The sequence below is a fragment of the Schaalia sp. genome (assembly GCF_050312375.1).
GTDB classification, from domain to species: Bacteria; Actinomycetota; Actinomycetes; order Actinomycetales; family Actinomycetaceae; genus Pauljensenia; species Pauljensenia hyovaginalis.
Window position 1 is genome coordinate 1 of record NZ_JBNOYB010000022.1, and the last position, 18,454, is coordinate 18,454.

General features: G+C 69.3%; 13 protein-coding genes. 4 read left to right on the plus strand and 9 right to left on the minus strand.

All coding sequences use genetic code 11. The annotated features are described in order from the left end of the window. Positions 1-39 precede the first annotated feature (39 nt). The 6 genes from leuA to ACQY7V_RS01255 form a co-directional block, all read right to left on the minus strand. Positions 40-1,794 carry a 2-isopropylmalate synthase gene (leuA, locus tag ACQY7V_RS01230; RefSeq protein ID WP_320836499.1) on the minus strand — a complete coding sequence of 585 codons (1,755 nt, stop codon included), beginning with the start codon at positions 1,792-1,794 and terminating at the stop codon, positions 40-42. Positions 1,795-2,015: 221 nt separating this feature from the next. Further along, positions 2,016-2,972 (minus strand): carbamate kinase, encoded by a 957-nt coding sequence (gene arcC, locus ACQY7V_RS01235; RefSeq protein WP_235361201.1) that lies wholly within the window; start codon positions 2,970-2,972, stop codon positions 2,016-2,018. Between the two features lies 1 nt (position 2,973). Beyond that, positions 2,974-4,080: a GTPase Era gene (gene era / locus ACQY7V_RS01240; protein WP_154478345.1), complete on the minus strand. Its 1,107-nt coding sequence runs from the start codon at positions 4,078-4,080 to the stop codon at positions 2,974-2,976. 3 nt (positions 4,081-4,083) lie between these two features. Continuing rightward, on the minus strand, positions 4,084-5,403 hold the full coding sequence (locus ACQY7V_RS01245) for a hemolysin family protein (protein ID WP_154478343.1): 1,320 nt from the start codon (positions 5,401-5,403) through the stop codon (positions 4,084-4,086). Beyond that, positions 5,400-5,849, minus strand: a complete 450-nt coding sequence (ybeY, locus tag ACQY7V_RS01250; protein ID WP_154478341.1) for an rRNA maturation RNase YbeY — start codon at positions 5,847-5,849, stop codon at positions 5,400-5,402. Before ybeY ends, ACQY7V_RS01245 begins: the two co-directional genes overlap by 4 nt. Then, the gene (locus ACQY7V_RS01255; protein ID WP_320836537.1) at positions 5,842-6,879 is read right to left on the minus strand and encodes a PhoH family protein; all 1,038 of its coding nucleotides are present in this window, start codon (positions 6,877-6,879) and stop codon (positions 5,842-5,844) included. The genes ybeY and ACQY7V_RS01255 overlap by 8 nt, the downstream gene beginning before the upstream one ends. 168 nt (positions 6,880-7,047) lie before the next feature. Here ACQY7V_RS01255 and ACQY7V_RS01260 point away from each other — a divergent pair, with 168 nt between their 5' ends. From ACQY7V_RS01260 to ACQY7V_RS01270, 3 genes are read left to right on the plus strand one after another with little or no spacing between them, the layout of a single operon-like run. Then, positions 7,048-8,505: a L,D-transpeptidase family protein gene (locus ACQY7V_RS01260; RefSeq protein WP_303774053.1), complete on the plus strand. Its 1,458-nt coding sequence runs from the start codon at positions 7,048-7,050 to the stop codon at positions 8,503-8,505. A gap of 47 nt (positions 8,506-8,552) precedes the next feature. Then, the gene (gene hrpB / locus ACQY7V_RS01265) at positions 8,553-11,102 is read left to right on the plus strand and encodes an ATP-dependent helicase HrpB (RefSeq protein ID WP_428638528.1); all 2,550 of its coding nucleotides are present in this window, start codon (positions 8,553-8,555) and stop codon (positions 11,100-11,102) included. A 50-nt stretch (positions 11,103-11,152) separates the two neighbouring features. Continuing rightward, a complete protein-coding gene (locus ACQY7V_RS01270; RefSeq protein ID WP_428638530.1) occupies positions 11,153-11,896 on the plus strand; it encodes an endonuclease III domain-containing protein in 744 nt (247 codons plus the stop codon). Here the strand turns inward: ACQY7V_RS01270 and ACQY7V_RS01275 are convergent. The 3 genes from ACQY7V_RS01275 to argS are packed head-to-tail and all read right to left on the minus strand — an operon-like array spanning position 11,884 to position 16,720. After that, entirely contained in the window at positions 11,884-13,575 is a 1,692-nt protein-coding gene (locus tag ACQY7V_RS01275) for a hypothetical protein (protein WP_428638531.1), read from the minus strand. The two genes, ACQY7V_RS01270 and ACQY7V_RS01275, sit on opposite strands and share 13 nt — an antisense overlap. Before the next feature lie 14 nt (positions 13,576-13,589). Further along, positions 13,590-15,035, minus strand: a complete 1,446-nt coding sequence (lysA, locus tag ACQY7V_RS01280; RefSeq protein ID WP_428638533.1) for a diaminopimelate decarboxylase — start codon at positions 15,033-15,035, stop codon at positions 13,590-13,592. A 5-nt stretch (positions 15,036-15,040) separates the two neighbouring features. Then, a complete protein-coding gene (argS, locus tag ACQY7V_RS01285) occupies positions 15,041-16,720 on the minus strand; it encodes an arginine--tRNA ligase (protein ID WP_428638535.1) in 1,680 nt (559 codons plus the stop codon). Positions 16,721-17,076: 356 nt separating this feature from the next. On the opposite strand from argS, the gene ACQY7V_RS01290 reads away from it, so the two are divergent. Beyond that, positions 17,077-18,408, plus strand: a complete 1,332-nt coding sequence (locus ACQY7V_RS01290) for an ABC transporter substrate-binding protein (protein WP_428638537.1) — start codon at positions 17,077-17,079, stop codon at positions 18,406-18,408. Positions 18,409-18,454 lie beyond the last annotated feature (46 nt).

Below are 18,454 nucleotides of genomic sequence, written 5' to 3' on the forward strand. Positions count from 1 at the left end.
AAGTCCAACGGGCAGGACGGGCGCGCCGAGGGGCGGGAGTCAGCGCAGGGCCCGGTTGACCGCCGAGATGACCGCCTTGTAGGTGGCGCGCGTGATGGACGAATCGATGCCCACGCCCCAGACGATCTGCCCGTCGACCGCGGCCTCGACGTAGGAGGCGGCCTTCGCGTCGCGCCCCTGGCTCATCGCATGCTCGGAGTAATCGAGGACGCGGACGTCCAGGTCGAACTCGTGGAGCGCGGAGACGAAGGCGTCGATCGGGCCGGAACCGCTCGCCCTCACGGTCACCGTCTCGCCGCGGTCCTTGAGGACCGCCTCGAGCTCGACGTGCTCGTCATCGGAGCTCGAGACCTTCGAGGATCCCAGTTCGAAGCGCCCCCAGGGCGTCAGACCCGCGGCGGCCGAGTTGGGCAGGTACTCGTCGGCGAAGATCGTCCACAGGGCGTCGCCGTCGATCTCCCCGCCGAAGGAATCGGTGTGGCGCTGAACGATGCGGGAGAACTCGATCTGGAGGCGGCGCGGCAGCTCGAGGTTGTGCGCCGTGGACATGAGGTAGGCGACCCCTCCCTTTCCGGACTGGGAGTTGACGCGGACGACCGCCTCGTAGGAACGGCCGACGTCATGCGGGTCGATCGGCAGGTACGGGAGCTCCCACACGACCGCGTTCTCATCGCCGCCGGCCTCGGCCACCTTCTTCTTGCGCGCCGAGAAGCCCTTCTTGATCGCATCCTGGTGCGAGCCCGAGAAGGAGGTGTAGACGAGGTCCCCGACGTAGGGCGCCCGGGGCGAGGTCTCCATCTGCGTGCAGAACTCGACGGTCTTGCGGATCTCATCGACGTTCGACAGGTCGACGCCCGGATCGACGCCCTGGCTGAACAGATTGAGGCCCAGGGTCACCAGGTCCACGTTCCCCGTGCGCTCCCCCTGGCCGAGCAGGCAACCCTCGATCCGGTCCCCGCCCGCGAGCAGGCCGAGCTCCGCCGCGGCGATGCCTGTGCCGCGATCGTTGTGCGGGTGCAGGGAGATCGCGATGTGCTCGCGACGGCTCAGGTTGCGCGACATGTACTCGATCTGATCGGCGTACACGTTCGGGGTGGCGCGCTCGACGGTGGCGGGCAGATTGAGGATGATCTCGCGCTCGTCCCCGGGCTGCCACACGTCCATGACGGCCTCGCAGATCTCCAGGGCGAAGTCGAGTTCCGTGTCGACGAAGATCTCGGGCGAGTACTCGAAGCCGAAGACGGTCTCATCCCCGAGGCGTTTCTCCGCCTGCGCGAGGACCTCGCGCGCGCCCGACACGGCCAGGTCCACGGTCTGCGCCCGGTCGTTGCGGAAGACGAGCTCGCGGAAGAGCGGCGAGGTCGCGTTGTACAGGTGGACCGTCGCGCGAGGGAAGCCGACGAGGGCCTCCAGGGTGCGTTCGATGATCTCGGGGCGCGACTGGGTCAGGACGGAGATCGTCACGTCCTCGGGAACCGCATCGGCCTCGATGAGGGAGCGGACGAAATCGAAGTCCGTCTGCGAAGCGGCCGGGAAACCGATTTCGATCTCCTTGTACCCGCGCGCGATCAGAAGATCGAACATCTTGCGCTTGCGCAGCGAATCCATGGGCTCGATGAGCGCCTGATTGCCGTCGCGCAGATCCGTCGACATCCAGCGCGGGGCCTTCGTGATCCGCTTCGAGGGCCAGCGCCTGTCGTCGAGGCGGACGGGATTGGATTCGAGGAAGGGCCGGTACTTGCCGAAGGGCATTCCGGAAGCTGTCGGGGTGGGGACTGAAGCAGTGGTCTTCACGAAGATGGCTTTCTCTCGTCGTGGGCGCGCCCTCGGGGGCTTCGGGCCGGACACGACTTCAGCCGCGACGAGGAGCCGACCCTTTCAGGCCTCGTCGCGGCGAAGAAGAAGGAGCTGATGCGCCCTGAGCATGCCCTCACTGTAGAGCAGAGCGTCCCCCGGCGCGCAAGGCCCCTCGCAATGCGGACGCCCGAGCGGCCCGTCGGCTCACGAGGGCGGCCTCAGGCCGTGATGAGCGTGCCCACCTCACCGCTCAGCGCCCGGGAGGCATCGGCGAGGGCGCAGATGATCGCGCGCCTGGCCCCCTTCGGAGCGCCCTCGACGAAGTCGAGCGCCGCCTCGACCTTCGGACGCATGGACCCCTCTGCGAACTCACCGGCCTCAACCAGGGCCCGCCCGCGCGCGGCGTCGAGTGCGCTCAGCCATTCCTGACGCGGGGTGCCCCAACCGGTGGCGACCCTGTGCACGGCGGTGAGGATGACGAGGCAGGAGGCGCCGAGGTCCGCGGCGAGGAGGGCCGCCGAGCGGTCCTTGTCGATCACCGCGTCAACCGCCCGCATCGAATCGCCCGATCGCACGATCGGGATGCCGCCTCCCCCGCCTGCGACCACGAGGAAGCCCTGATCGGCGAGGGCGCGGACGGCCCCGAGCTCCAGGATCCTCCTGGGAAGCGGCGAAGCGACGAGCCTCCTGAATCCTCGGCCCGCGTCCTCGGCGTACACCTGGGAGGGGTCCTCCGCCATCCTGCGCAGCGCCATGTCCCGATTGAGGAACTGCCCGATCGGCTTCGTCGGATTCGCGAACGCCGGGTCGTCCCCGTCCACCTCGACCCGGGTCACCAGGGCCGCGACCCGCCCGGCGCGCCCCCTTAGCGTCAGCTCCTCGTCGAGACTGCGCACGAGGTGCTCGCCGATGTACCCCTGGGTCATCGCTCCCATCTCGGGAAGATCGACATTCGGGACGCCCGGGTCGGCCGCCGCCCCGAGGGAGAAGGCGCGGGTGATCTGCCCGACCTGCGGCCCGTTCCCGTGCGTGACGATCAAGGGCCCGGCCTCGGCGATGTCGATCAGGGCGCCCGCGCATCGGCGCAGGAGGCGCAACTGGTCGTCCGGCGTCTCACCGAGGGCGTTGCCGCCGAGGGCGACGACCGTCGTGGGCGCTCCCGTGAAGACGCTCATCTCAGAAGCCGAGCCTCCCGAGCATCTTCGGATCCGACTGCCAATCCTTCGCGGTCCTCACATGCAGGTCGAGGTAGACCCGCTTGCCCAGGAGATCCTCGATGAGGGGGCGCGAGCGGGAGCCGATCTCCTTGAGACGGCTCCCCTTCCTCCCGATGATGATGGCCTTCTGCGAATCGCGTTCGACGTACACGTTCACGTGGACGTCGACGAGCGGGGGGCGCGCATCGCCCTCGCGCCGCTCGCGTTCGACGATCTCCTCGACCTGGACGGCGAGCGAGTGGGGCAGTTCATCGCGCACGCCCTCCAGGGCGGCCTCGCGGATGAACTCGGCGATGAGCGTATCGCGCGATTCATCGGTCACCTCCCCCTCGGGATACAGGGGCGGCGAGAGCGGAACCGTTCGACGCAGGACGTCGAGGAGGATGTCGATCCCCTCGCCGCTCTTGGCCGACACCGGGACGATCGCCGCGTACTCCCCCATCTCGTCGATCGAGAGGAGGTGCTTCATGAGGCGATCGCGCGGCACGAGGTCCGCCTTCGTGGCGACCGCTATGATCGGGCGGCGCACGTCCTTGAGCTCGCGGGCGATGAAGCGGTCGCCCGGACCGATCCGCTGATCGGCGGGCAGGCAGAAGACGACGCAATCGACTTCGGCCAGGGCCTCGCGGACCATGTCGTTGAGGCGCTTGCCGAGCAGAGTGCGCGGACGGTGGTAACCGGGCGTATCGACGAGGACGAGCTGCGACTTCTCAGCGTGAACGATCCCCCGGATGTTGTGACGGGTCGTCTCCGGACGCCCCGAGGTGATCGCGATCTTCTTGCCGACCAGCGCGTTCGTCAGCGTCGACTTGCCCACGTTCGGACGGCCGACGATCGAGACGAAGCCGGCGCGGAAGTCCTCCGGGTAGTCCGGCATGAGCAGGCCCGCACCCGCGTTCGCGTCCTCGCGCAGCCCCTTCAGCCCTTCGAGCCTGGCGAAGGCCTCCTCGGGATCGAGCTCGTCCCATTCCTCCTCCTCATCGAGGAGCTCGTCATCGATCTCGATCGGCTCGGGGCCCAGGGCGTTCGGACCGGCCATGAGCTCGTCGTCACTGGGGAATCTCATCGTCTAGTCCTCACTGCTCGTCTCGGATGGTCCATTATCCTCCTCCGCGCGGGAGCACAGGACGGTCCCCACCTGACGGCGACGCCCCCGCGCCTCTTGCGCCTCCATCCGAATCCCCCCGAGGACGCCCACGGCGCCCGGCAGGGGCACCCGACCGATCGCCTTCGCGAGGAAGCCCCCGACCGAGTCGACGTCCTCGTCCTCGAGCTCCATGCCGAAGAGCTCGCCGAGTTCACCCAGCGGATAGCGGGCGGGCACGCGCCACACCCCTCCTCCGAGGTCCTCCGCTTCGAGGACGACGCGATCGTGCTCGTCGGTGAGCTCGCCGACGACCTCCTCGATGAGGTCCTCGAGGGTGACGAGTCCCGACACGCCGCCGTACTCGTCGACGACGATCGCCTGGTGGAAGTGCTCGTCGCGCATCTGGCGCAGGAGATCATCGGCGTGCTTCATCTCGACGGTGAACACCGCCGGACGCATCATCTGCTCCGCCACCTGATCGAGATCCGGCCCGTAGGTCTCCAAGCGCTGCACGAGGTCCTTGAAGTAGAGCACGCCGCGGATGTCATCGACATCGTCGCCCTCGACGGGGATGCGCGAGAATCCCGAACGGACGAAGAGCCGAAGGGCCTTGCGGGCGGGGAGGCCGACGGGGGCCGTCACCATCTCCGTGCGCGGCACCATCACCTCGCGCACCAGGGTGCGCCCGAGATCGAGGACGCTGCGGAGCATCTCCCGGTCCTCGTCCTCGAATCCCTCGGTCTCACCGACCTGATCGACCATTTCGCGCAGGTCGTTGGCCATCTCGGCCCGCGCCTCGGCCTCCGTCTGAGCGGACTGGGGGAGCCGCCCTCGTAAACGCCTCACGAGCGGATCGAAGAAGCGCGAGGAATCCACCAGCCTGGACGCGAAGGGCGCGCCCCGCAAGGCGATCCGCTCGGGCCTGCGCGAACCGAAACGAGTCGGGATGACGGAGACGAGGACGAACTGGAGGACGGAAATCGCCGCCAGGGCGATGAGACCGGTCGCCCACCACGCTAGCCCCGCCCCCGCGATCGCCAGGGTGAGGGACACGGCGAAGACCACCTGGAAGAAGGTCCGCACACCGCGGACCGTCAAGGTCGTGCGCTTGCGGTGCTCGAGGAGCCCGGCGAGCAGGGGCGCGTTCGGGCGCCCCTCCTCGACGAGGTCCTCAGCGGTGGCCACGGACATGCGCTGGAAGGCGACGTCGAGCGCATGGATGAGGGCGGCGACCGCGAGCGCGAGAGCCCCGATCGCGACGAGGGCGGGGGCGGGGATCGACTCGGCCCAGGACGCCGTCATCGGCTCGCGAGGAAGGTGAGGAGAAGACGGCGCTGAAGGGCGAACATCTCTTCCTTCTCGGCCTCTTCCGCGTGGTCGTAACCGAGCAGGTGCAGCATCCCGTGGGTGGCGAGCATGAGCATCTCCTCCACCGTCGTGTGCCCGGCCTCCTTCGCCTGCGCCTCGGCCACCTGCGGGCAGATGCAGATGTCCCCGAGGATGCCCGCGGCGGTGGGCTGCTCGGCGCTGCCCGGTCGGAGCTCGTCCATCGGGAAGCTCATGACATCGGTCGGACCGGGCAGGTCCAGCCAGCGGATGTGGAGCTCCTCCATCGGCTTCGGATCGATGAAGAGGATGTTGAGTTCCGCGTCGGTCGCCACGTGCATCGCCGTCAGCACGTGGTCGGCGAGGGCTGCGAACTCCGCTCCGTCGATCTCGTAATCCGTCTCGTTGATGACCTCAGTCATGAGCGCCCTCCTGGCCGCTTCGATTCCGATGAGCCCGTGAGCGCGCGTTCATCGCCCGCGTCCGCTCCTTGTGCTCCTCCCAACGCGAGTAGGCGTCGATGATCTCGCCGACGAGCTCGTGCCGCACGACGTCGGCGCTGGTGAGGCGGCAGAACTCGATGTCGTCGATCCCGTCGAGGATGCGGGAGATCACGGCGAGGCCGGATTGGCTTCCCCCCGGAAGATCCACCTGCGAGGAATCGCCCGTGACGACGATCTGCGAATTGAATCCGAGTCGGGTCAAGAACATCTTCATCTGATTGGCCGTCGTGTTCTGGGCCTCGTCGAGGATGATGAAGGAGTCGTTGAGCGTCCTGCCCCGCATGTACGCCAGGGGCGCCACCTCGATCGTGCCCGCCGCCATGAGCTTCGGGATCGCCTCGGCGTCCAGCATGTCCTTCAAGGCGTCGTACAGGGGCCTCAGGTACGGGTCGATCTTGTCGGTCAGCGTGCCGGGGAGGAAGCCGAGATTCTCCCCCGCCTCCACCGCCGGTCGGGTCAGGACGATCCGGCGCACCTGGCCGGCGAGGAGCTTGCGCACGGCGACCGCCATCGCCAAATAGGTCTTCCCCGTTCCCGCCGGTCCGATCCCGAAGACCACGGTCGAGCGTTCGATCGCCTCGACGTAGGCGGCCTGCCCGGGCGTCTTCGGCCGGATCGTCCTGCCGCGCACGGTGAGGATGTCCTCCGTCGCGGCGGCGTTGAGGCCGCTGGAGGCCAGGAGCGAGATCGCCCGGTCCACGGCGCTCGCGTCGAGGGCCTGCCCCCTCGATGCGAGGGCGATCAGCTCCTCGACGAGCTCGCAGGCGAGATCGACCTCAGCGGGAAGGCCCGTCAATGAAACATCCCTCCCGATCACGCGGATCGCGACCCGGGGGAAGCCCTTCTCCAAGGAGCGGAGCACCTGATCGGCGGTTCCGAGGACGAGGATCGGATCGACGGTCGCAGGAATGACGACATGGCGCGTCGAACCGGCGGCGCTCGCCGCCATCGGATCACTCACCTGGCAGGCCCTTTCTCTCGTCCCTCTCCTCCGGGCAGTCTAGCGAACGGCGCGGCGCGAGCGCCCGGCTCGTTGATCCGCCGTCCCGGATCAGGGGGGGACTCCGGGATCTTTCGGGGTTCAGACGCGGTTTTGGAGCCGATAGAGTCATGTTCCATGACCGCTGTTCCGCTTCACTCCGCATCGCCCCGGTCTTCCCGGTGGCGCTGGTGGGCATTGGGCCTGTGCCTTCTCGCAAGCTGCGCCTCGGCGATCGCCGTCGTGACCCTCACCTGCACGGGACGGGTCCTGCCCGGCCGCGCCGTCGCAGGCCACGAGCTATCGGGAATGACCCGCGAAGAGGTCGTGGAGTTCGCCGATGCGCGCTTGAGAAGCGCCACTGTCACGCTCGTGGTCGATGGTGAGGAGCTGCGCGCGCCGCTCGCCCAGACGGGCGTCGTCGTGGATCCCCAGGCCCTCGCCGACGCCGCCCTGAAGGGCTCGGGCGATCCCATCGCCTCCGTCCTCTCCCTCGTCTCCCTCGGCCGCGCGCAGGAGGTCGTCGTCCCGACCTCGATCGATCAGTCCGCCTTCCTCTCCTTCGCGGCGAAAGCGGACGCCCTGACCGGACGCGCCCCCGTTCCCGCGTCGGTCGACCTCTCCGAGGACGGGACGCGTCATGTCGCGATCGGAGGGAGCCCCGGCCAGGGAGTCGATCGCGACGCGCTGCGCGAGAGGCTCGTCTCGGCGGTCTCGCGCCTGGAGAGCTCCTCGATCTCGCTGCCGTCCTCGCCCCTCGAAGCCCGTCCGACGATCACGCAGGCCCAGGAGGCCGCTCAACGGGCCGATGAGATCGCCGCGACGCCGATCTCCCTCACCGGCCCGAACGAGACCTTCACCCCGGAGGAGTCCGAGAAGGCGAAATGGGTGAAGGTCGAGGAGAAGGAGGGGCGACTCGTTCCTTCGATCGACCGGGAGGCCGTGACCGCCTGGGTCGATTCGATCGTCTCCCAGGTGGATCGTCCCGCCATCAACGGCATCAACGCGGTCGACCCTCAGGGGGTCCTGCTCCGACTCGCGCGCCCCGGGAAGGAGGGCAGGGCGGTCAAGAACGCCCAAGCCCTCCGCGAGGGGATTCTCAACGCCCTCGACGCGCATTCGGAGTACTCGGGGACGATCGAATGGGATCCCATCGCCGCGGGCATGGAGGAGCGCGTGACCCCGGCGGGGCTCGCGGGCCTGGCCTACCGTCCCTCGCCGGGCGAGAAGTGGGTCGAGGTCAACCTCACGGACTCGACTCTGACTGTCTTCCGCGGTCAAGAGGTCGCCTACGGGCCGATCCTCATCAATCACGGGGGCGTCGGTCATGAGACCGTGACCGGGACCTATCGCGTCTATCTCAAGTTCAAGGCCCAAGACATGGGCTGCACCCCGGAATGGCCCTATTGCGAACGCGCGGTCCCCTGGGTCGCCTATTGGCACCAGAGCTACGCCCTTCACGGAGCGCCGTGGGTCAAGGAGTTCGGGATCGGCACCGATGAGTCCTCGCACGGCTGCATCAACATCCCCGTGGAGGATGCGCACTGGATCCACGATTTCGTCGAGATCGGCACCGTCGTCGTCACCCACTACTGATCCCCGGGCGCCGGATCGCCGGCACGGGGGCGGGTCATACTGGAGGGGTGGATCCCTTCGCCCGTCTGCTCGCCGCTCCGCCCGCGCTCCCCGTTGCCTCCGGTCTCGGACGGATCGGAGAAGTCCTGGCCCCCGGACGCGCCCTCGTCCTCTCCGCGCCTCCGGGATCGGGCAAGACGACCCTCGTCCCCGCCCTCCTCGCCCGCGAATTCAAGGGGAGGATCCTCGTCGCCGAACCCCGCAGGATCGCCGCGCGGGCGGCGGCGCGCCGCCTCGCCCGTCTGCTCGGGCAGGACCTCGGCGATCTCGTCGGCTTCGCCGTGAAAGGCGAGGCCAGAAGGTCGGCGGCCACTCGCGTCGAGTTCGTGACCCCCGGCGTCCTCGTCCGACTGCTCCACTCCGATCCTTCGCTCGAGGGGGTGTCGGCGGTCCTCCTCGACGAATTCCACGAACGCCACCTCGACAGCGATCTGGCGCTCGGCATGCTGCTCGATGCCCGATCAGTGCTGCGCGAGGACCTCCACCTCTGCGTCGCCTCGGCCACGCTCGACGTCGGGAGGATCCGCGCCCTGCTGGGGACGAGGGTTCCGACGGACGCCGTCGAGGTGCCGGGAGCCGCATTCCCCCTCGAGCTGCGCTACGCCCCGCCGGCCCGTGGGATCGAGCCGCTCGAGGCCGATCCTTGGGGAGCGGTCCGCGTCCCGCGCGCATTCCTCGCGCACGTCGCCTCTTGCGCCGCGCAGTGCCTTCGGGGAGGCGAGGGCGATGTCCTGGTCTTCGTCCCCGGCGTCAGGGAGGTGAACGAGGTCGTCGCCCGCCTGCGCGAGGGATCCTTCGGGGAGGGCGCGCACGACTTCGAGGTCCTCGCGCTGCACGGAACCCTTCCGCCCGCACTTCAGGACGAGGTTCTCAGCCCTCCGGCGACGAGCCCGCGCCGGATCATCGTGGCCACGCCGATCGCGGAGTCCTCGCTCACGGTTCCCCGAGTCTCCTGCGTCATCGATTCGGGCCTCGCCCGTGAACCGCGCCTCGATCTCGCGCGCGGCGCTTCAAGCCTCGCCACCGTCCGCGCCGCGCGCTCGCGGTGCGAGCAGCGGGCGGGCCGCGCGGCCCGCCTCGGTCCCGGCCTCGCGATCCGCTGCTTCGATGAGGTCGACTGGGCCAGGCGCGCCGCGCACGCCCTTCCGGAGATGCTCGTCGCCGACCTCAGCGACGCCGAATTGCAGGCTCTGCGCTGGTCGCCGAAGGGGCTTGCGGGGCTTGCGCTCCTGGACGCGCCTCCCTCGGCGGCCCGGGAGGCGGCGCGCACGGCCCTTCACGCCCTCGGCCTTCTCGAAGGGGATCGCGTGACGCCCCTGGGCGAGACCGCGGGGAGCCTGCCGATCGATCCCGCCCTCGGCGCCGCCCTGCTGCGCACCGCGCCCCGCATCGGCCTCGAGCGGGCGGCCTCCTTCGGCGCGCTGCTCGCAGAAGGCCCACGGGTCAAGGACGCCGATCTCGCGACCTTCGCGAGGCGCCTGGCACGCCTCGATCCCGCACTGGCCAAGACCGTGCGCCGAGGCGCAGCGCGCTTGAAGCGGCAGATCGCGCCGCTCATCCCGCCGAGCGCAGCGGGCCTCCAAGCCCCGACGGGCGACGAGGACGCCCTCGCGGCCGTCGTCGCGCACGCGAAACCCTCTTGGATCGCACGTTCGCGACAGGGCGGACGCGCCTACCTGCTCGCCGACGGCCAAGCCGCTGCGCTCCCCGAGGGCTCACCTCTGGAAGGCGTCGAATGGCTGGCCATCGCGGAACTCACCAGGTCTGCGAGCGCCGACGGATTCATCCGGGCCGCAGTTCCCCTGGCACCGGACGAGGCCCTCGTCATCGGCGGGCCGCTCGTGACCGAAGCGCGCACCTGCGCGCTGGAATCGGGAAGAGTCCGGGCGGTCTTGGCGCGATCCCTCGGCGCGATCCCCCTCGGGGAGCGCCCTGTCGAGGCGAGCGCGCAGGAGGCCCTGGAGACCCTCCTCAACGCCCTGCGGGATTCGGGTCCGCGGATCATGACGTGGTCCGATTCGGCCCGCTCCCTGCGCTCGCGCATCGGCGCACTGCACGGGGTCGATCCCGGGCTCTGGCCCGATGTCGGCGACGAGGCCCTGATCGCCTCGGCACCCGTCTGGCTCGCGGCGGAGCTGGACTCGCTCGCCGGTGGGGCGCCGCTGGCATCGGTGGACATGGCGGCCGCTATCCGCTCCCTGCTCGACTGGTCGGCGCTCCGCCGCCTCGATGCGCTCGCCCCCTCCGAGATCGAGATCCCCACAGGAGCGAGGCGGAGGATCGATTGGTCGAACGGACGCCCCGTGCTCGCCCTGCGCGTTCAAGAGGCCTTCGGATGGGTCGACACCCCCGTATTCGCCGACGGGCGCCTCCCCCTGGTCCTCCACCTCACCGACCCCGCCGGACGCCCCGCAGCCGTCACCTCGGATCTCGCGAGCTTCTGGGCGGGCCCGTATCAGCAGGTGCGCGCGCAGCTGCGCGGGCGCTACCCGAAGCACCCCTGGCCGGAGGATCCCTTCACGGAGCGCCCCACGTCCCGGGCGAAGCCGCGCCCTTGAGCGGGCCCCGGCATAGACTCACGGCATCGGCCGCCGACAGGGAGGATGCGATGAATCGATCGCGTATCGCCGAGCCGGGCTCCGGGCGTCCTCGGCCGGGGTCCGTGCTCGCGGGGCGCGGTGCGATGCGGGAGCTGTTCACCGCGCTCTTGGAGCAGATCGATCCCGGCCCCTGGTGGCCGGCCGATACTCGCTTCGAGATCCTCGTCGGCGCGATCCTCGTCCAGAACACGGCATGGACGAACGTCGAACGCGCCCTCGCCCGCATGAGGGCCGCAGGCCTGCTCGACCCCGAGGGGATCGAGTCCTCATCCCCCGAGCATCTCGCCTCCGTCATCCGCCCCTGCGGGTACCACCGCGCGAAGACGGCTTATCTCAAGGAGGCGACGGCATGGTTCCTCCGTCGCGACGAGGAGGCGAGGAGGTCTTCGACTCCGGATCTTCGCGCCGAACTCCTCGCGATCCGCGGGATCGGGATGGAGACGGCCGATGTCCTGCTCCTCTACGTCTACGAGCGCCCGCTCTTCATCTACGACGCCTACGCCCGTCGGCTCCTGAGCGCCGCGGGCATGGGCGCTCATCCGGATTACGCGAGGGCGAAGAGCGCCCTCGATCCCCTCGTCGACGAGGCGGGGTTCAGCCTTGAGGAGCTCGCCCTCTTCCACGGCCTCATCGTCGAGTCGGGGAAGATCGCCCGGGGGTTGGGCGGGTGGGAGGAGTGCTTCCCCCTGCTCGAGTCCGGCCGCCTCGGGGCCGCGGCGCGGGCAGGGGGCCGCCCGCTTCAGTCGACCTGATCGTTTTCCTCGCCGCTCTTCGAGGACTCGAACTCGACGAGTTCGCCGAGGGCGAGCCCTCCTGCGGCGAGGGTGTCGTTCAGACGGCGCACCGCGTTCGCGCGCGATGCGCGCAGGTCCTGTTCGAGGCGGAGCGGGAGGAGGCCGACGAGGCGCGCAAGGCGGGTCTGGGCGGGTGCCCGGCCGACCGGGGCCGATGAGTTCGGCGCGCCGAGCCTGAGCCGCGCCGAGGCCGCTTCGAAGACGAATGCGGGTGCGAGGAGCAGCACGATCAGGAGGATCGTCGTCGGAGTCGGGCCGAGTCGGCCCATCAGTCGGGCCGCCGCCGCGATGGACCCGAAGCAGGCGATGAGGCGCCCGGCGCGAAGGGCTCCCGAAGCCCAGCGCTCGTCGCGCAGCGCGCTCCGGCCGAGGAGCATCCACATCGAGGCGTTCCAGGCGACGAGGAGCGCATCCGGATTCGACTGCGACGAGATGAGGAGGCCGCCCCCGAATACGAGGATTCCGATGAGGAGGGGCGCGCAGGCCCAGGAGATGATCCCGGTGGAGCGGCGTCCCGCTCGCTCGTCGAGGGCGGAGGCGTCGGCGTGCATCCGCTTGAGCCATCCGAGCGGATCGTTCACCCCGCGCCAGGCCCCGTGGCCCTTGAGAACCGCATGCCAGAGGGGGAGGAGTATGAGGAGGAGGCACGCGATGAGGGGCGCAGCGATCATGACGACGCCCTCATCGATGGTGGACAGCGGGGAGGAGAAGATGAGGACGAGGCCCGCGGCGAACCACAGTCCGACGAGGGTCATGACCCTCGAGGCGAAGTCGGAGCGCGAGGAGAGGAGGAGGAGGGGCTCCTTGCGCTCGGCGATGAGGATGAGCGGGGCCCACAGGGCCGACTGGATCGCCGCGGAGGCGAGGCCGGCGCCGATCCCGCCCTCCCTTCCCTCCATGACGGCGATGCCCGCCGCGCCGAGGAGCAGGGGGGCCGCTTCGAGCGCGAGGAGGCGCGCGCGGGGCGTGCGCCTCTGCGAGCTCAGGGAGTGCCAGGTCGCGAGGATCTCGAAGCGCCTCAGGGCCGTTCCCAGGGTCGGCGAGGAGTCGAGGTCGAGTTCGGCGCGGACGGTGAGCATCGTGGCGAAGACGCCGATCCCCGCGGACAGGAATGCGGTGATGGTCTTGCCGCCGCTCGCGAGCACCCAGGCGGACAGGTATGCGAGTGCGGAGACGAGGACGAGGCTGAGGAAGGTCGGGTAGGCCAGCCTGTCGTAGGCCGAGAAGCGCCTCCAGTCGACTCCGCCGTGATCGGTGTCGGCGAGGTCCTTCGCCTCGCGGTCCGCGATGGGCTCCACGAAGCGGTTCGTTATGGTCCCGACTTCTCCGAGGAGGACCGCTGCGGGGAACATGATGGCCGTGAGGATGCCGAGCAGGCCGAAGGCGCGCTCATCCGAATCGAACCATGCCGAGATCGTCGAGAGGATCCTGTGGAGGCGTTCGATCGGGGAGCCCCCCGGGGAGGAGGACGAGAGGGAGTCCGAGGCGAGGGCGAGGGCGAGGATGACGAGCGCGCACACCCCGGTCATGAGGAGGGAGCGGGTGAGCGCGGCGCGTACATCGACCCGGCCGCGTCTTCTCAGTTCCTCGACCCGCGCGGCCGCGCGGATCTCCTCCTCTCGGATCCCCTTGTGCACGGCGGGCTCCCCTTTCATCGGCATCCCGGGTCGAGGGCGAGAAGGTCCTCGATCGACTGGGGACGCATGATCCATTCGGCCTCGCCGTTGTCCACGGCGAGGACCCCGGGCTTGGTGAGCATGTTGTAGTTCGAGGCCATGGAGTAGCCGTAGGCGCCGGTGACCGGGACGACGAGGAGGTCGCCGGCGGCGGTGTCGACGGGAAGATCGACGTCCCAGACGATGACGTCTCCGGATTCGCAGTGCTTGCCCACGATCCGCGAGCGGACGGGCGGGGCGTCGGAGACGCGATTCGCGAGGGTCGCCGTGTAGCGGGCGCCGTAGAGGGCGGGCCGGATGTTGTCCGACATGCCGCCGTCGACGGCGATGTAGCGACGGCGTCCGTGAAGGGCCTCGGCCGCGTCCTCGCCGAGGGTGGCGTCCTTGACGGCCCCGACCCTGTAGAGGGAGACCATGGCGGGGGCGATCGTCGAGCGTCCCGGCTCCACCGAGACCCGGGGGATCGGCATGCCCAGCTCCTCGCAGGCGCCCCTCACCGCAGCGGCGATCGCGCGGGCCGCCTCGACCGGGGAGGTCGGGACGGGGTCGTCACCGGTGTAGGCGACGCCGACTCCCCCGCCGAGGTCGATCTCGGGCAGGGGTCGGCCGATGCCGGTGCTGATCCTGGCGGCGAGTCCGCAGATGATGCCCGCGGCCTCCTCGAAGGCGGCGGTCCCCTGGATCTGTGAGCCGATGTGGGAGTGCAGGCCGCGCAGCTCGAGGTGGGGGGATGCTTCGACGGCCGCGATCACCTCGTCGAGTTGGCCGTCGAAGGCGCCGACGCCGAATTTCTGGTCCTCGTGGCCGGTCGAGACGTACTCGTTGCCTCCCGCGTGGACGCCGGTCTTGACGCGGACCATCACGCGGGCGGTCGTGCCGAGGGCGGAGGCGATGCGCTCGATCTGGGCGACTTCGGCGAGGGAGTCGATGAAGATCCGCCCGATTCCCGCGCCGTCGCCCGCGGTCAGGGCGAGTTCGATCTCGGAGTCGAGCTTGTTGTTGCCGTGCAGGCCGATTCGTGAGGGTTCGGCGCCCGCGCGCAGGGCCATCGTGAGCTCGCCGAGGGAGGCGGTGTCGACCCCCATCCCCTCGCCGGTCACGGTGCGCACGACGTCGGAGCTGAGGAAGGCCTTGCCCGCGTAGAAGGCGTCCGCCCCGGCCATGCCGTATCCGTCCCAGAACTCCTCGGCCATCGCGGTCGCCCACACGCCCGCCCTCCCGCGCAGGTCGGCACGGTCGAGGATGAAGGCGGGGGTTGCGAAGTCCCGTGCGAGATCCGTCAGGGCGGCGCCCCCGATCTCGAGGGCGCCGTCCTCGCGCCTGCGCGCGCTCCACGGCCACAGGTCCGGACGCTCATCCGGTTCCGGGCAGAGGAGGTCGCCGAGGGGACGGTGGTCCATCGACTCGGGGGCGCCGCTCATCGCCGTCACATCCTTTCGGGGGCGGCGACGCCGAGCAGTCCGAGGCCGGTCGCGAGGACCTGCGTGACGGCGTCGTTGAGCCAGAGGCGGGCGACGTGCCCGGTGTCGACCGGGTCGTCTCCGCGCGGGGTGACGCGGCACTGGCCGTACCAGGTGTGGTAGGCCGCGGCGAGGGACTCGAGGTAGCGGGCGACCCGGTGGGGTTCGCGCAGTTCGGCGGCCTGGGCGACCTGTGCGGGGAACTGGGCGAGGACGCCGAGGAGTTCGGCGTCCGCGGGGGCGTCGAGGGCGGCGGGGTCGAAGCCCGCGTCGCGGCAGACTCCGTGCTCGGCCGCGTTCCTGGCGACGTTGCGGGTGCGCGCGTGGGCGTATTGGACGTAGTAGACCGGGTTCTCGTTCGTGTGGGACGCGAGCAGATCGAGGTCGATGTCGAGGTTGGAGTCCATGGAGACGCGCACGAGGGCGTAGCGGGCCGCGTCGACCCCGACGGCGTCGACGAGGTCGTCGAGGGTGACGATGGTGCCGGCGCGCTTGGACATGCGGACGGGCTTGCCGTCCTTGACGAGGTTGACCATCTGCCCGATGAGGATCTGCATGTTGACGCCGGGCTCGTCGCCGAAGGCTTCGCACATCGCCATCATGCGGCCGATGTAGCCGTGGTGATCGGCGCCGAGCAGGTAGATCGCCGCGTCAGCCCCGCGCTGGCGCTTGTCGAGGTAGTAGGCGACGTCCCCGGCGAAGTAGGCGGCCTGGCCGTCGGATTTGATGAGCACGCGGTCCTTGTCGTCCCCGTAGCTCGTCGTGCGCAGCCACACCGCGCCGTCGCGGTCGAAGACCTCGCCGCGTTCGCGCAGGGTCTCGATGGCGCGCGCGACGGCTCCGGAGTTGTGCAGGGAGTCCTCGTGGAAGAAGACGTCGAATTCGGAGCGGAAGTCGCGCAGGCGCTCCTTGATCTCGCCGAACATGAGCTCGACGCCGCGGGCGCGGAAGGCTTCGACGGCTTCGGCCTCGGGCAGGGTGACCGGGTCCGGCTCGCCGGCGGCCGCGGCATCGGCTCGGACCTGGTCGGCGATGTCGGCGATGTACTGCCCGCCGTAGCCGTCCTCGGGGGCCTCGCGGCCCATGGCCCGGGCGTAGAGGGAGTTCGCGAAGCGGTCGATCTGGGAGCCGTGGTCGTTGAAGTAGTACTCGCGGACGACGGCGGCGCCCGAGGCGCTCATGAGGCGCGCGAGGGAGTCGCCGACGGCGGCCCAGCGGGCGCCGCCGAGGTGGACCGGTCCGGTCGGGTTCGCGGAGACGTATTCGAGGTTGATCGTGGTGCCCGCGAGGCTCTCGTTCGTTCCGTAGACGGATCCGCCCTCGACGATCGTCCGGGCGAGTTCGCCCGCGGAGGCCGCGCCGAGGCGGATGTTGATGAAGCCGGGGCCGGCGATCTCGACCGCGTCGATCCCCTCGACCTTCGCGAGGGAATCGGCGAGGATCTCGGCGAGGGCGCGGGGGGCCGTGCCCGCCTTCTTCGCGAGCTGCATGGCGACGTTGGTCGCCCAGTCGCCGTGTTCGCGGTTGCGGGGGCGTTCGACCTTGACGGTTTCGGGGACCGCGCCGGTTTCGAGGGCGAGGCGCCCCTCCTCGATGGCGGTGAGGATCGCGGTGCGGATGACGAGTGCGAGTTCTTCTGGAGTCACGTTCCCTAGCGTATGGCGTGGCGGGCCCGCGGGGCGAATGCGCGTGCGCGCGCGAGGGCGTTTTCACAGGGGCGTTGCTCCAGGTCAGACCGGAAACGTTACCGGAACGTCACATCGAGCATCCTCCGAACGGCAGGAGGCGGCGAGCAGAAATCGCGGAAATTCAAGGATTCTTCGTAATCGAATTGTGATCATGTTCACCCTCAACCCCTTGCGCGGCCGCGCTCCGGCCTCCTATAGTCCTCAGTAACGGAAACGTTACCGGTCCACTTCCGGACCGCAGCGCTCCGCAATCGCACCCCCCGCTCGAGCGAAGTCGCAAGAGCACACACACTGTCCAAAGGAGGACATCAGCGATGTCGAAGTTCATGAAGGTCGCGGCGGCTTCCGTCGCCGCAGCCGCCGCGCTCACCTCGCTCGCGGCATGCTCGTCGGGCTCGGACAAGGCCGCCGACGACAAGGGCTCCGTCTACTACCTCTCCTTCAAGCCCGAGCAGGACGCCATCTGGCAGGAGGTGGCCAAGGCCTACACCGCTGAGACCGGCGTCGAGGTCAAGGTCGTCACCGCCGCCTCCGGCACCTACGAGCAGACCCTCAAGTCGGAGATCGCCAAGTCCGACGCCCCCACCCTCTTCCAGATCAACGGCCCCATCGGCCTGAAGAACTGGAAGGACTACACCGCCGACCTGACGGACACCGATTTCGCCAAGGCGCTCCTCGATCCCTCGATGGCCGTCACCGCGGACGGCAAGGTCTACGGCGTCCCCTACGTCGTCGAGGGCTACGGCATCATCTACAACCAGAAGATCATGGACGCCTACTTCGCCCTCGACGGCGCCAAGGCCAAGTCCATGGACGAGGTCACCAACTTCGAGACCCTCAAGGCCGTCGCCGACGACATGCAGGCGAAGAAGGACCAGCTCGGAATCGACGGCGTCTTCGCCTCGACCTCGCTCAAGCCGGGCGAGGACTGGCGCTGGCAGACCCACCTCGCCGACCTCCCGGTCTACTTCGAGTACCAGGACAACAAGGTCGACGACATGACCGACCTCACCTTCTCCCACAACGAAGAGTTCAAGAACATCTTCGACCTCTACCTGACCGATTCGACGATCGATCCGAAGCTCGCCTCCTCGAAGGCCGTCACCGACTCCATGGCCGAGTTCGCCCTCGGCAAGGCGGCGATGGTTCAGAACGGCAACTGGGCCTACGGCCAGATCGCCGAGGTCGCCGGCAACACCGTCGCGGCCGAGGACGTCAAGATGCTCCCGATCTACACCGGTCGCGAGGGCGAGGACAAGCAGGGCCTCAACATCGGCACCGAGAACTTCTTCTCGATCAACTCCCAGGCCTCCGAAGCCGACCAGAAGGCCTCCATCGACTTCGTCAACTGGCTCATCTCCTCCGAGAAGGGCAAGAAGTTCATGGTCGAGGACCTCGGCTTCATCCCGCCGTTCAACACCTTCACCGAGGCCGAGCAGCCGACCGATCCGCTCGCCAAGGAGGTCATCCGCTACATGTCCGACTCCGAGAAGGAAACGGTTCCGTGGGTCTTCACGACCTTCCCGAGCCAGACCTTCAAGGACGACTTCGGCGCAGCCCTCTCCCAGTACGCCGCCGGCCAGATGGACTGGGACAAGGTCGTCGAGCTCTTCAAGACCGAATGGAAGGCTGAGAAGGGCGCCTGATCGCCCCCTCGAATCCGACCTGATTCCTTAGGAGGCGGGTGACAAC

Excerpts from the sequence above, each read along its gene's own strand:
- ACQY7V_RS01255 (WP_320836537.1), bottom strand. The coding sequence starts at position 6,879 with ATGGCGGCGAGCGCCGCCGGTTCGACGCGCCATGTCGTCATTCCTGCG.
- era (WP_154478345.1), bottom strand. The coding sequence starts at position 4,080 with ATGAGATTCCCCAGTGACGACGAGCTCATGGCCGGTCCGAACGCCCTG.
- ACQY7V_RS01245 (WP_154478343.1), bottom strand. The coding sequence starts at position 5,403 with ATGACGGCGTCCTGGGCCGAGTCGATCCCCGCCCCCGCCCTCGTCGCG.
- ACQY7V_RS01290 (WP_428638537.1), top strand. The coding sequence starts at position 17,077 with ATGTCGAAGTTCATGAAGGTCGCGGCGGCTTCCGTCGCCGCAGCCGCC.
- ACQY7V_RS01260 (WP_303774053.1), top strand. The coding sequence starts at position 7,048 with ATGACCGCTGTTCCGCTTCACTCCGCATCGCCCCGGTCTTCCCGGTGG.
- arcC (WP_235361201.1), bottom strand. The coding sequence starts at position 2,972 with ATGAGCGTCTTCACGGGAGCGCCCACGACGGTCGTCGCCCTCGGCGGC.
- ACQY7V_RS01270 (WP_428638530.1), top strand. The coding sequence starts at position 11,153 with ATGAATCGATCGCGTATCGCCGAGCCGGGCTCCGGGCGTCCTCGGCCG.
- lysA (WP_428638533.1), bottom strand. The coding sequence starts at position 15,035 with ATGAGCGGCGCCCCCGAGTCGATGGACCACCGTCCCCTCGGCGACCTC.
- ybeY (WP_154478341.1), bottom strand. The coding sequence starts at position 5,849 with ATGACTGAGGTCATCAACGAGACGGATTACGAGATCGACGGAGCGGAG.